The sequence below is a fragment of the Halalkalibacter sp. HAAS-P014 genome, from assembly GCF_056619965.1.
The window spans coordinates 50,509-64,777 of record NZ_JBWQTV010000023.1 but is presented as its reverse complement, the minus strand read 5'-3'; the positions used below and the strand labels follow the sequence as shown (position 1 = coordinate 64,777).

Sequence of the window (14,269 nt, the reverse complement as noted above, 5' to 3'; positions counted from 1 at the left end):
ACGCTTAAAAGCTTAAAAGCTTAAAAGTATTAAAGAAAAAAGTCGTGACATTCTCTGAATTTTCATATATAATAAATTTTAAATACTAAAAAGAAGCAATCATAAAGGGAGTGGAGAATAGTGAGTAATGATAAATTAGAATTGTTGAGAACAGAACTAGATGAGGTGAACCTTCAGCTTCTTGAAGTAATCAATGAGCGTGCACGTTTGGTTCAAGAGATTGGTAAAGTTAAAAGCACACAAGGAGTTAATAGGTTTGATCCAGTGCGCGAACGTAGCATGCTTGATCATATCGCAGAAAACAATAAAGGACCTTTTGAGACATCTACATTACAACATTTATTCAAACAAATATTTAAAGCAAGCCTTGAATTACAAGAAGAAGATAATAGCAAAGCGTTACTAGTTTCACGTAAAAAGCATCCTGAGGATACAATTGTTGACCTAAAAGGAACAAAAGTAGGTGATGGAACTCAACGCCTTGTTATGGGACCATGCGCTGTTGAAAGCTACGAGCAAGTCTTGACAGTCGCAAAAGCTTTAAAAGAACGTGGTATTAATCTACTTAGGGGTGGAGCATTTAAACCACGTACTTCTCCTTATGACTTCCAAGGGTTAGGCTTAGAAGGTTTACAAATTTTAAAACAAGTTGCTGATGAACTTGATATGGTTGTCATTAGTGAAATTGTTAGTCCTTCTGATATTGAAATGGCTGTTGATTATGTCGATGTGATTCAAATTGGTGCACGTAACATGCAAAACTTTGAATTGTTAAAAGCTGCAGGAGCAGTTGATAAAGCTGTACTATTAAAACGTGGATTATCAGCAACAATTCAAGAGTTTATTCATGCGGCAGAGTATATTGTAGCAAAAGGAAACAGTAATATTATGCTTTGTGAGCGTGGAATTCGTACGTATGAGACTGCAACTAGAAATACGCTTGATATTTCTGCAGTACCGATTTTAAAACAAGAAACACATTTACCAGTACTAGTGGATGTGACCCACTCAACAGGTCGTCGTGATTTATTACTTCCAGCAGCAAAGGCAGCCCTAGCAATTGGCGCTGATGCGGTAATGGCCGAAGTACATCCAGACCCAGCTGTAGCTTTATCAGATTCTGCTCAACAAATGAATATCCCACAATTCAACAAATTTGTTGATGATCTATTAGAATCAGGTTTATATAAAGGATAATTTTTTTAGAGATACTCGAAACAACCTGCTAGTGTTATTATTCTCACTAGTCAGGTTGTTTTTTTATGGTTACTCTTTCTTTGTAAAAGGCTGTTTTCGTAAAGATTGTTGCTATTAGTAAATTTCTACTCGTAGCGAAATGGAACGAACATGTGAATACACGCAAGCCCAAAAACAACAAAGTATGCGAAAATAGCTTTATAAATAAATACCATTTTGTATAAATTGCCTTTGTATAACACTAATTTTCACTAAAAATGTGCGTTATAATGTAAAATCTTGAAATTTCCGTAAATAACCAGTAAATAAAATGAAAATACTATGAAAAATTTCTGAATGATGTCGATATAAGTAGTGTAGAACATTGCGGACCTCATCAGAGTATCGTATGATATCTATACAATCATGAAAACGATAAAGTTATTTTCAAAATTTGAGGAGGATCCTTGTGAATACAACAATTTATGATGTAGCAAGAGAAGCTGGAGTTTCTATGGCGACTGTTTCACGTGTCGTAAATGGAAACCCGAATGTAAAACCAACGACAAGAAAGAAAGTTCTTGAAGCAATTGAGAGATTAGGCTATCGACCAAATGCTGTGGCTAGAGGATTAGCGAGTAAGAAGACAACGACGGTAGGGGTTATTATACCTGACATTTCAAGTATCTTCTTTGCTGAATTAGCAAGAGGTATTGAAGATATTGCTACAATGTACAAATACAATATTATCCTTTGTAACTCTGATCAAAATAAAGACAAAGAGATTCATTTGATTAATACATTACTTGAAAAACAGGTTGATGGAATTGTTTTCATGGGTGGCCATATTACAGAGGAGCATGTAGAACAATTTAAACGTTCTCCCGTTCCCGTAGTATTAGCGGCGACACTCGATGCTAATAACGAAATTCCTTCCGTTAATATTGATTATAGACAAGCTGTTTATGATGCGATCTCGAACTTAATTGAAAAAGGACACAGCCGAATCGGTATGCTTTCAGGAACACTAGATGATCCAGTTAATGGCTATCAAAAGTTTCTCGGTTACAAAGAAGCAATACAAGCGGCTAGGCTGACATTCGAAGAAGAACTTGTTGTAATTGGAGATTATACGTATGACTCTGGTATTGATGCAATGCAATCTTTTTTACAGTTAGACAACAAACCGACAGCGATTTTTGCCTCGACGGATGAAATGGCTCTTGGTGTGATTCATGGAGCACAGGATAATGGTTATTCAATCCCGGCAGACTTTGATGTACTAGGGTTTGATAATACACGTCTTGCAACAATGGTACGTCCAACTTTATCAACTGTTGTTCAACCAATGTATGATATTGGTGCTGTTTCGATGCGTTTATTAACGAAACTTATGAATAAAGAAGAAGTAACGGACCAATCTGTAGTACTCCCACACCGAATTGAGTTTAGACAATCAACTAAATCATAATAGGTAGCTTAATATGTCTTGAAGAACTCAGGTATTCGATGAAAACTAATCAAATGGTTTTCGTATAGACAAAGGATGATGAGTCAAAACATAATTGAGCGCCCTTAGGGAGAGGATTATGAAAAAATTTGACATTATGACACCAATAGGAATTGTTCTAGGGATAATTATTCTCTTATTGGCGGTCTACTCCAACTCTGGAGCTTCTGGATTTATTTTCTTTATCCAAATTGCTTCAATTTTAATTGTATTAGGTGGGCTTCTATCAGCAATAATAATAACCTTTTCACTTACCGAACTAAAGTTAGTTCCGAAAGTATTACAAGAGGCTTTTCGTACAGAAGACCATGACTTAGAACAATTGATTGATACTTTTGTCGAGCTTTCAGGTAAAGCGAGGAGAGAAGGATTATTAGCTTTAGAAGCTGGGCTGGATGAAGTTGATGATCCATTCATTAAAAAAGGTGTTTTGTTAGCTGTAGATGGTATTGAACCGGATGTGATTAAAGATATAATGATGGCAGAAGTGGTTGCTATGGAAGAACGGCATCGTAAGGGCAGGGCTATTATTGAAAAAGCTGGTGAATATGCACCTGCTTGGGGAATGATTGGTACATTGGTCGGGCTTGTTCTAATGTTACAAAACTTAAATGACCCAGCAACCCTTGGGCCTAATATGGCAGTAGCTTTATTAACAACTTTATATGGGACCGTTTTAGCAAATTTAGTCTTTTTGCCGATGGCAACAAAACTGGCTAACAAAACCGAAGAAGAAGTGTTTGTGAAGCAAATTATTATTGAAGGTGTAATCGGAGTTCAATCTGGACAAAATCCAAAAATTCTTCAAGAAAAATTAAGTGCTTTTTCAGTAAGAAATGAAAAAGGCGTTGACGAAGATTTAGGTGAAGAAAATGTTGCATCGTAGACGAAGGCAGCAGGAAAAAAAAGGCGCTCCTAAATGGATGGTAACATTCTCAGACCTGATGACGCTTATATTAGTTTTTTTCATTCTCCTTTTCTCAATGTCAGTTGTGGATGCACAGAAATTTCGTGCGATTGCTGAATCCTTTAATCAAAGACAAATATTTGATCATATGCCTTCTGCTATTGAGTTTGAACATCCCGCTGAAGAACAAAAAGATGAAGAAATAGACTTACTTGATAATGAAGAAACAAACGAAGCGCTAATTGAAAATGATGTCGCAATGGATAAGCTTTTAGAAGAAGTTAATCAATTTTTAGAAGAAAATGAACTGACGGAATTGATCTCAGCAACACGAGATGATCGTGGAGTCGTTCTAGTCCTTCAAGAGAGAACATTATTTGAATCAGCCGAAGCAGAAGTTTTACCTGAGGCAGAACCTTTTTTAAAGAAAGTTGGAACTCTACTTGGAGCCATTCCAAATTTAGTGAAAGTTGAAGGGCATACAGATAGCCGTCCAATCTCAACGTTTCGTTATCCGTCAAACTGGGAATTATCAGGTGCTCGAGCGAGTAGCGTTATTCGTTATTTAATTGATTCTAGTGGTCTTGAAGAAAATCGTTTTATCGCAGTTGGTTATGGTGAGACAAGACCAGTTGTACCAAACACTACAATCGAAAATTTGCAAAAAAATCGCAGAGTTGTTATTGTGATTTCTGACCCTGCTCTTGAAGACGGTGAAGAATTTTAATAAACTGAATATAATTTCAACGAATTTTAAAGGCAATGGGTGTAGTTTGCGAAACCCATTGCGTTTTTTTGAAATTAGCAAGGAGGTTACTATGAAAATAGGAATAATTGGGGCAATGAATGAAGAAATAGAAAAAATGAAGCTAGAAATGACGATTAGGCAAACGTATACGTTTGCAACTGTTACATTTTATGAAGGAGAAATGAATAATAAAAACATTATTCTTTGTAAATGTGGAGTAGGTAAAGTGAATGCGGCGCTGACAACACAGATTCTAATTGATAAATTCGCAATTTCTCACTTGATCTTTACGGGGGTTGCCGGGGCAGTAGATGAGGGCTTGGATGTTGGCGATCTTGTTATATCTACTAGTGCGATGCAACATGACCTTGATGTAAGGCCTTTAGGTTTTAAAAAAGGGGAGATTCCTTACTTCGAAGGATCTTCAGATTTTAAGGCTGATGAGGAACTTGTAAAGGTTGCTGTAAAAGCAGCAAAAAAAACAACCAATCGTCATATTGTCAAAGGAAAGGTCGTAAGTGGTGATCAATTTATCGCTGATCCAAATCATGTTCAAAGCCTTCGTCAAGAGTTTGAGGCAGCATGTGTTGAAATGGAGGGTGCAGCTGTCGCGCAAGCAGCTACAATGAATCAGGTGCCATTTGTAATCATTCGTTCGATGTCAGATAAAGCCAATGGAGAGGCATCAGTAAGCTTTCAAGAATTCACTAAATTAGCAAGTGAGCAGTCTCATTTGCTTGTTTCAACAATACTAGAAACTATTCATTAGACAAAAGAGGTTGTCTCGTTATGAAGTGACCAAGATGTATATTAAAAATAATGTACCTTCTCCTAGCAGCAATATGGTTCTAGCTTCAAGTTGGTATGTTCTTAATTTGAGGCAACCTCTTTTTGCCTAATGTTATAAGTCTGAACGTTTACTTTTCATTTCATTACGTATATGAAAAAGAGCTTTCTCTAGCGTTTTTCTGTTTTTTTCGGTAATTTCATGTTTTCTTGGTATTTTCGGTATAACATCATAATCATTCCAATATTCCGGTAATTTGAATTCTGCTTTACTAGACCATTTTGATAACCATGATTGAGGGATCATTTCACCCAAATTTTCGGTTTGATTTGTCATTGTTAACCAAATGTAGGACCAAGCACGTGGAACTACTCGCCAAATATCATAACCTCCACCACCAACACCAATCCATTTCCCACCACAATATTGATGCGCTAATTTGTGTGCTAATGCAGGAATTTGTTTGTAAATTGAAATTGTTGAACACAAATGAGTTAATGGATCATAATGATGAGCGTCCGCGCCGTTTTGAGTAAGAATGACGTCTGGCTTAAAAAATTCTACTATCTCTTGAAAAGCTGTTTCATAAACTTCTAAAAAAGAATCATCCTCTGTAAAGGCATCAATGGGTATATTTATTGAATAACCGTAGCCTTTACCTGTTCCTTTTTCATGTACCTGTCCTGTACCTGGGAAGAGGTAACGACCTGTTTCGTGAATACTTAACGTACATACATCAGGGTCGTCATAAAAGGCCCATTGTACACCATCGCCATGGTGCGCATCTGTATCTATGTATAATACTCGAGCACCATATTTTCTTTTCATATATTCAATCGCAATCGAGCTATCGTTATAGATACAAAAGCCTGACGCTTTTCCCCTGAATCCATGGTGCAGTCCACCACCAAGATGTAAAGCATGGTTAGCTCTACCACTCATGACTTCATCGACAGCTTGTAAAGTGCCGCCAACAATTAGTGACGCAGCTTCATGCATATTTGTAAATATAGGGGTATCATCAGTTCCTAATCCATAATTTTCAGCAATTGCTTTACTTAATGTTCCTCTACCAGCTGACTTTACCGCATCTATAAAAGCGCTATCATGAATAAGCGCAATCTCATCGTCAGTAGCCAGACGAGGTGGTATGATGAGATTAGAGTCTAGAGCGTCTAAGCTTGTTAATAAATCATAAGTGAGTTGAAGACGTAAGTGATTAAAAGGATGATCATCATTAAAACGATATGCTAATTGTTCATTTGAAAATACAAAAACTGCATCGTTTTTCATTAATCTAACCCCGGTTCTTGTGGCCATATTACATCATATCCATTTTCTTCAATCACTTTAACCACTTTTCTTGGATCAATTGTTTGTATACGGAACACTAAAATTTTGAAAGCTGGATCAGCATGAGGATACACTAAGACACTTGTGATGCTAATTTTTAATTCTTTAAAAATAGCTGCAATATCGGACAGTTTTCCGGTGATGTTTTCAACTTTCACTTCAATGTGGGAACTCGGTTGATGTGCGCCCATTAGTTCTACTAATGTGTGAAGCATATCAGTTTCCGTAACGATTCCTACTAGCGTGTCATCTTCCAATATAGGTAAGCAACCTATATGGTTTTGGTAGAAGAGGGCTGAAACTTCCTCCACAAAGTCAAGAGGGTGAGCAGTAATAACATTTCTCTTCATAATCGTAGAGATAGGTTTTAAAAAGTCCTCGAGATGATCAGTAAAATGAAAGATAGAAGGGCTAGCATCTCTAACGTCACTGTCAGAAATAATTCCAACCAGTTCATCTTGGTTATTAACAATTGGAATGTGACGAATTTGATGAAGCTCGAGCAACTGCATCGCTTCTTTAATCGTTGACGTTTCTGTTAGTGTAATAACATTTCGCTTCATTATATGTTCTACTATCACTATCAAACACCACCTTTAAAATTAGTACATAAATCGATTCTGAAAGCGAAGTTGATCAAATTGCTGAATTGTATCTGTCTGAACTCTTTTGCCAATGCGTGCCATTAAACAGTTCGCAGGATGGCTACATATTTCCGGGTCGTCAGTCGCAAACCATTCCAACCCACCAGCACTCATCATTTTCTCCATCACTTTTCGATATTCCCAAACATCTAGGCCACTGTTCTTTAAATCCCAATGCCAATAATATTCTGTTGTAATAATAATGTAATCCTCCATTGCATCATCGAGCATTGATAAACGAAGTAAGTTTTTACCAACTTGAACACCTCGATATTCAGCTGCGATCTCAATAGCACCTAATTCAATTAAATTTTCTATTTTACCTTCGGACCACCTTTCCATAGGGTCGGGGTAAACAAAAGTAACATAGCCAACAATCATGTTCCCATCACGAACAACATTAATTCGTCCTTCAGGTAAATCAGCGATCCCAATTAACGCTTCCTTTTGTTGTTTAGGGGGACGAAAAGCTACGAGACCAGAATGGAAGTCATAAGATTCCAACTTCTCAGAAGAGATAGGGCCTTCTAAGAGGAGTGTTCGATCCTTAAAAGGTACTTCCATAGAATAATATGTCTTTTGATGAATCATGAGTAATGTAACCACCTTTATAAAACCTATTTCTATATTATTATACATGAACATTAAGATGTGAAGTCTAATATTCAATGATTTGTCAAGAAAACGCTTTATTCGAAAGTAAATTTTTGTAAGAAATTACTTTTATTAAAATTAAAAATTGATATAATATTCAGTTTGTATTATAATATGTATATACACTACATAAGAGAGGAAGATGTGAAATGAAAATGCAAGCGCTTCCACCTGAAAAAGGGAATCATAACTTAGTAAACTATGAACAGACTGCAGAGTCTTTTAATTGGAAATCAACGGAATCCAACTTTTCTTGGAGTAAAACAGGGAAAGTTAACCTGGCATATGAGGCAATAGATCGTCATGTAGACGAAGGGAAAGCTAATAAATTAGCGCTTTGTTATAGTGATGCTAAGCGTGATGAAGAGTATACCTTTAGTGATTTAAAAAGCTATTCCAATAAAGCAGGGAATATACTTCGTGATGTGGGTGTAGAAAAAGGTGATAGAGTATTTATTTTTATGCCTCGTTCTCCAGAACTATACTTTTCTGTTCTAGGTGCAATCAAAGTAGGAGCGATTGTTGGTCCATTATTTGAAGCATTTATGGAAGGAGCAGTACGAGATCGTTTAGAAGATAGCGAAGCAAAAGTTTTAATTACAACGCCGGCTTTATTGGAGCGTGTTCCAGTTGACGATTTACCAAAGCTTGAAAAAGTATTTATCGTCGATGAAACACATGAAGAAAATGGACCATATTTAAACTTCCTTACACGTTTAAATGCAGCAAGTAATCAATTGGAACTTGAATGGGTTGATCGTGAAGATGGTCTAATTTTACATTATACTTCTGGTTCTACAGGCAAACCTAAAGGTGTTTTACATGTCCATAATGCAATGTTACAACACTATCAAACTGCTAAGTGGGTATTAGATTTAAAAGATGATGATATTTATTGGTGTACAGCTGACCCTGGTTGGGTAACAGGAACTTCTTATGGGATTTTCGGGCCTTGGTTAGCAGGAGTTACAAATGTTATCCGAGGAGGTCGCTTTAGTCCTCAAGATTGGTATGAAACATTAGAGAAGTATAAAGTGACTGTTTGGTATAGTGCTCCGACTGCATTCAGAATGCTAATGAGTGCTGGTGATGAAATTATTAAAAAGTATGATCTATCTAATTTACGGCATCTGTTAAGTGTCGGAGAGCCACTGAACCCAGAGGTTGTTCGTTGGGGAATGAAAGTCTTTAATTTAAGAATTCATGATACGTGGTGGATGACTGAAACGGGAGCACAAGTAATATGTAATTACCCATCAATGGAAGTGCGTCCTGGTTCAATGGGAAAACCACTTCCAGGTATTAAAGCAGCAATTATTGATGATAAAGGCAACGAACTGCCACCAAATCGTATGGGGAACCTTGCTATTGAAAAAGGATGGCCATCAATGATGCGCGCCGTTTGGAATAATGAAGAGAAATATAATAGCTACTTTGAGATTGATGGATGGTATGTTTCTGGAGATTCTGCCTACATGGATGAGGATGGATACTTCTGGTTCCAGGGGAGAATTGATGATGTTATCATGACATCAGGAGAGCGCGTCGGCCCATTTGAAGTAGAAAGTAAATTAGTTGAGCACCCGGCTGTCGCTGAAGCAGGTGTTATTGGAAAGCCAGACCCTGTAAGAGGAGAAATCATCAAAGCATTTGTAGCGTTAAGAGAAGGACATGAAGTGACTGACGAGTTGAAAGAAGATATTCGTAACTTTGTTAAAAAAGGTCTTGCAGCCCATGCGGCCCCACGTGAGATTGAATTTAGAGAAAAATTACCGAAAACACGTAGTGGTAAAATCATGAGACGTGTACTTAAGGCATGGGAGTTAGATTTGCCGACAGGTGATTTATCAACAATGGAAGATTAATTATAAGAAGCCTACATCCAAATTGAGTGGATGTAGGCTTCGCTTTTGTTAGGTTGCTTATTCAAGCACATTTATTGGGGAGTAGTCCCAATAGGTGTGGATTTGACCTTTGGGACACGCCTGTTACTGTATTTTTACGGGGTTACTCGTCATCTTCATTTTCTTGATCGTCATCGTCATCATCATCATCATCATCATCATCGTTGCTTTCGTCGTCATCCGATTCTTCGGAATCAACTGAATAGTTAGCTCCTTCTACAATAGATGAAGCAGATGATTCTCGACCTTGCGTGTCAACAGCAGTTACATAATAAGAGTAATCATTTCCGTTCAGATCGTACGAAGTTGTGTCGTTACCTTTTATATTTTGATAGTGGCTATAATCTCCACCTTTACTACTTCTATAAATTCGATAACCAACTATATCGTTATCGGAATGTTTCGACCAAGAAAGTATACTGTCAGTTAACTTTACGCCACTCACCTCATCTGGATCTCTTCCGTTATCAGGAGCCTCTTTATCGGGAATTAATCCTCCCAAATTATCAGGTAAATACTGAGAAAGGTCTCCTAGATTTCCAATACTGTTTGAGACCATCACACCTTCATTCGAAAATTCAGATGGTGTTGACGAACGAGCTAAATAATTAGTTCCGTCAATGGTAACATACCGTGCACTTTCCAGACTGTCATCACGTTTAGATGGAAGAAATCTAGAATCGAAAAGATCTGTTGTTACAAGGCCAGCTTCTTGACAAGCCGATGATGGTAAGAGCCCTGTCAAACTGCAGATGGATTGGGATACTATACCATCAGGTCTTGCGAATGACTCGTTAGGAGCCATTAAATTAGGATCTTTGCCGTGTGCAGCGTTGGCAATATTAGACCAGATTTGTTGTGTTCTTTGACCATAACGTAATCCGTTTACCGATTGTTGAATTGACTCTCTTTCATCGTAACCAATCCACACACCTAATGTTACATTCGGGTTCGTTCCAACAAACCATGAATCACGAGTTCTATTTGAAGTACCAGTTTTTCCAGCCCAATCAGTAGAGAAGTTTAATCTACCAGGTATTGAGTTAGCTGTACCACCAGGTTTTAAAACATCCCGTAACATATCTAAAACAAGATAAGATGTTTGTGGACTGAATACTTCTACTTCAGCTGGCTCATGTTCAAACAGGACCTCGCCATCAGGAGTTTCAATCCGCTCGATCATATAGGATTCGACGTACTTTCCTCCATTTGCAAATGTTGCATAAGCATTCGTATTTTGTTCAACAGTTACATTATAATGGGTTGAACCGAGTGGAGCCGATGGGTACGGTTCTGAACTATTTAAACGAAACCCTAATTTAAGAAGTGTTTCACGTGCTTGTTCATGGGGAACCATCTCAAAAGCACGGACTGCTGGAATATTACGCGATTGAGCTAGCGATTGTCTGGCAGATAATAAACCTCTGTAACTGTTATCAAAGTTTGAAACAGAATCTCCACCAGGGTAATTATGAGGTGTATCAGGAATAACGATACCCGGTTGTACAGCCCCAATTTCGATAGCAGGTGCATAAGCAAGCAGTGGCTTCATCGTAGAACCATTCTGTCTGTAAGCTTGAGTTGCTCGGTTAAACTCTCTTCCGTATTCCTCTTTTCGACCACCGACAAATCCTTTAATCGCACCACTATGATTTTCGATTAGAATCGCTCCGACTTCTTCTTGTTGCCCACCCTTTTCAGGTCCGAAAAGATGATCAGTTTTCACAGCATCTTGCATAGCTGTGTAAACCTCCTCGTCGATTGTTGTATGAATATGATAACCGTTATGACGTAGTTCGCTTTTTGCTTCCTCTTCATACCGAGTTAACAGATTATATATTTCTTCCTGAGCTAGTTCATCAAGGTCATGATCGCCATCTTCCAATTTCTTCTCAGCTAAGACTGTGGCAGCGCGATTCAACACTTCGTTTGTTAGATAAGGATATTTCTCGATTGGTGCAGGGGTTCGTTCTGTAAAATCTCCTGCAATGTCGTAATTGAGAGCGTCATTGAATTGGTCTTCATCAATATAACCAGTCTCATGCATTCTAGTAAGGACCGTCCTCATCCTATTTAAACTAGGTTCCAGGTTATCTTTTACTTTTCCCCCCTGTTGGAAAGGTGTATAACCGAATGGACTTTGTGGCAAACCAGCAATATAGGCAGCTTGAGGGATTGATAATTCACTTGCATCTACACCGAATATCCCGATAGCAGCAGCTTGTGCACCGGCTATCTGCCGACCAGAAGCGTTACGTCCAAAAGGAACAATATTTAAATAAGCCTCTAAAATTTCATCCTTACCTAAAAAGTGCTCTAATCTCATAGCAAGTAAAATTTCCTTTGCTTTTCGATCAAAAGATACTTCACTTGTTAATATTTGATTTTTGATGAGTTGCTGAGTTAACGTACTACCACCAGTTTGAAGTGAAGAGTTTGCCAACTCCTGGTATGTTGCACGCATTAATGCCTTAGGAACAATCCCCTCATGCTCATAGAAGTATTCATCTTCAGTAGCAATAATTGCATTTATTAAATGAGAGGATATGTCACTTAAAGGCACTTGATAACGCTCGATATCTGAAGGCAATTCCCCAAGATAAACATTATCGGCAAAATAAACTCTACTTGTTTCTTCGTAGTCATAGATTAGTGTTCGCATCTCATCAGAGGTACGAAGGGGTTCATTTTTTACCAGAGAGGCAAAATACCCTGCTCCCACACCACCAATGAAAAAGATAGACATACATCCTAAAACGAGAAAAATGAGAAATAAATTCCAAAATACTTGATATGTAATGCCAATCTTTCGAAAGACTCTATGTTGGTGGAGTTTCCTAGGAATCAATTTGAGTTTCTCTACAAATGATGAAACTTTATTTTTCATAACAAACCTCCTATATTCCGTAAATATTATATCATATGGTGTCGAATGAAGATATGGTTTAAATTGGATTTCTGATTGACAAATTGTATTCGCTATGGTAAAAAAGATACATTAGCAATTAACGTGGGGAGAATCGATAACATTCTTCCAGTCCAGTGAAAACTTAATAATTGTATGCGAAGAATGATCGAAGTAGTCCTTGCTTCCCTGTTAAAGAGAGCTAATGGTCGCTGTGAATTAGCACAAAAGCGAAGGATGAATTACAGTCAGGAGCTTTCTTTGTGATAAGCAAAGAACGGGTGATTCCGTTAACGTAATAGAGTGGGAGAAAAGAAGGACATTCTTTCTTCAACAAGGGTGGTAACGCGAAGACCTCGTCCCTTTTTAGGGAGGAGGTCTTTTTTTTATATAAAATTATAGAATTGGGGTATTTGATTATGGATAAGGAATTTACTTTAACAAAAGAGCAACAAGCAGAAGTAGAAAGACAATTAGCATTCCTGCAACGTGGTGTTGTAGAAATTGTTCCGGAAGCAGATTTTAGAAAGAAAATTGAGATATCGGTGGTAACGGGTAAACCTCTAAAGATTAAATTGGGTATGGATCCGTCAGCACCCGATGTCCACATTGGACACACAGTCCCACTCCATAAACTACGTCAATTCCAAGAGCTAGGTCATGAGATTCAAATGCTTATTGGTGATTTTACTGGCCGTATTGGTGATCCAACAGGGAAATCAGAGACACGTAAACAATTAACAGATGAAGAAGTAAAAAAGAATGCTGAAACATATGTGGAACAATACGGGAAAATTCTAGATATGGATAAAGTGACAATTTATTATAACTCTGAGTGGTTGAAACCTTTACAGTTTGAAGATGTCGTTAAGCTGGCTGCTAATATGACAGTTGCTAGAATGTTGGAGAGAGATGACTTTGAAAAACGCTATAAGTCGGGGCAACCAATTTCAGTTCATGAATTCTTTTACCCACTTATGCAAGGATATGACTCAGTGGCCCTCGATACGGATATCGAGGTTGGGGGAACAGATCAAAAGTTTAACTTGTTAATGGGAAGAACGCTTCAAGAAGCATACGGGAAAGAAAAGCAGGTTGCTATTACTTTACCACTAATCGAAGGTCTTGACGGTGAAAGAAAGATGTCCAAGTCATTAAATAACTATATTGGAATTGATGAAGCACCAAATGAAATTTTTGGAAAGTCAATGTCCATTCCAGATGAATTAATGATTAAATATTATAAATTAGCAACTGACTTACCAATGGAAGAGATTGAAAAATTAGAAGTTGGATTAGCAGATGGAAGTGTTCATCCACGCGATGCAAAAATGAATTTAGGTGCGCTTTTCGTTGAAATGTATCACGGAAAAGAAGCGGCTGATGAAGCTAAAAACTATTTCCAGACAGTATTTCAAAAGCGTGCCCTCCCAACAGATATTCCTGAAACGAAATGGGAAGGAGAATCTCCTATCTGGATCGTTGATTTGTTAGTGGAATTAAAAATGCAAGCATCTAAAGGAGAAGCTCGCAGAATGATCCAAAACGGTGGAGTGAAAATCAATGAGGAGAAAGTGGAGGATGTCCAACTCCAAGTTGAAATAGAAGAGGGAATGATTATCCAAGTAGGGAAACGTAAATTTATGAAATTAACGAAATAAACGGGGTTTAGAGTTTCAGG

At 37.7% G+C, this 14,269-nt stretch carries 11 protein-coding genes and 1 other annotated feature; of the genes, 7 read left to right on the top strand and 4 right to left on the bottom strand.

Annotated elements, in window-relative coordinates; all coding sequences use genetic code 11:
* Positions 1 to 120 precede the first annotated feature (120 nt).
* From AC1FXZ_RS18160 to AC1FXZ_RS18140, 5 genes are all read left to right on the top strand, one after another.
* Complete coding sequence (locus AC1FXZ_RS18160; RefSeq protein ID WP_480056271.1) at positions 121 to 1,197, top strand: bifunctional 3-deoxy-7-phosphoheptulonate synthase/chorismate mutase; 1,077 nt, start codon at positions 121 to 123, stop codon at positions 1,195 to 1,197.
* A 448-nt stretch (positions 1,198 to 1,645) separates the two neighbouring features.
* Entirely contained in the window at positions 1,646 to 2,647 is a 1,002-nt protein-coding gene (gene ccpA / locus AC1FXZ_RS18155; protein ID WP_480056269.1) for a catabolite control protein A, read from the top strand.
* A 118-nt stretch (positions 2,648 to 2,765) separates the two neighbouring features.
* On the top strand, positions 2,766 to 3,572 hold the full coding sequence (gene motP, locus AC1FXZ_RS18150) for a flagellar motor protein MotP (protein WP_480056267.1): 807 nt from the start codon (positions 2,766 to 2,768) through the stop codon (positions 3,570 to 3,572).
* Complete coding sequence (gene motS, locus AC1FXZ_RS18145; protein ID WP_480056265.1) at positions 3,559 to 4,320, top strand: flagellar motor protein MotS; 762 nt, start codon at positions 3,559 to 3,561, stop codon at positions 4,318 to 4,320. Before motP ends, motS begins: the two co-directional genes overlap by 14 nt.
* A gap of 91 nt (positions 4,321 to 4,411) precedes the next feature.
* Positions 4,412 to 5,110, top strand: coding sequence for a 5'-methylthioadenosine/adenosylhomocysteine nucleosidase (locus AC1FXZ_RS18140; RefSeq protein WP_480056263.1), 699 nt, complete (start codon positions 4,412 to 4,414; stop codon positions 5,108 to 5,110).
* Between the two features lie 132 nt (positions 5,111 to 5,242).
* Here the strand turns inward: AC1FXZ_RS18140 and AC1FXZ_RS18135 are convergent, their stop codons facing one another.
* Genes AC1FXZ_RS18135 through AC1FXZ_RS18125 form a run of 3 tightly spaced genes read right to left on the bottom strand, consistent with a single transcriptional unit; the run spans position 5,243 to position 7,716 of the window.
* The gene (locus tag AC1FXZ_RS18135; protein WP_480056261.1) at positions 5,243 to 6,421 is read right to left on the bottom strand and encodes an acetoin utilization protein AcuC; all 1,179 of its coding nucleotides are present in this window, start codon (positions 6,419 to 6,421) and stop codon (positions 5,243 to 5,245) included.
* Positions 6,421 to 7,062, bottom strand: coding sequence for an acetoin utilization AcuB family protein (locus AC1FXZ_RS18130; RefSeq protein ID WP_480056259.1), 642 nt, complete (start codon positions 7,060 to 7,062; stop codon positions 6,421 to 6,423). The genes AC1FXZ_RS18135 and AC1FXZ_RS18130 overlap by 1 nt, the downstream gene beginning before the upstream one ends.
* Positions 7,063 to 7,083: 21 nt before the next feature.
* Complete coding sequence (locus AC1FXZ_RS18125; protein ID WP_480056257.1) at positions 7,084 to 7,716, bottom strand: N-acetyltransferase; 633 nt, start codon at positions 7,714 to 7,716, stop codon at positions 7,084 to 7,086.
* Between the two features lie 212 nt (positions 7,717 to 7,928).
* Here AC1FXZ_RS18125 and acsA point away from each other — a divergent pair, with 212 nt between their 5' ends.
* The gene (gene acsA / locus AC1FXZ_RS18120) at positions 7,929 to 9,644 is read left to right on the top strand and encodes an acetate--CoA ligase (RefSeq protein WP_480056256.1); all 1,716 of its coding nucleotides are present in this window, start codon (positions 7,929 to 7,931) and stop codon (positions 9,642 to 9,644) included.
* A gap of 142 nt (positions 9,645 to 9,786) precedes the next feature.
* On the opposite strand, the gene AC1FXZ_RS18115 is transcribed toward acsA, so the two are convergent.
* Positions 9,787 to 12,570 carry a transglycosylase domain-containing protein gene (locus tag AC1FXZ_RS18115; protein WP_480056254.1) on the bottom strand — a complete coding sequence of 928 codons (2,784 nt, stop codon included), beginning with the start codon at positions 12,568 to 12,570 and terminating at the stop codon, positions 9,787 to 9,789.
* A 170-nt stretch (positions 12,571 to 12,740) separates the two neighbouring features.
* Positions 12,741 to 12,955, top strand: a binding site (T-box leader).
* A gap of 52 nt (positions 12,956 to 13,007) precedes the next feature.
* Between AC1FXZ_RS18115 and tyrS the strand changes: the two genes are divergently transcribed.
* Complete coding sequence (gene tyrS, locus AC1FXZ_RS18110; RefSeq protein WP_480056252.1) at positions 13,008 to 14,249, top strand: tyrosine--tRNA ligase; 1,242 nt, start codon at positions 13,008 to 13,010, stop codon at positions 14,247 to 14,249.
* Positions 14,250 to 14,269: the final 20 nt, after the last annotated feature.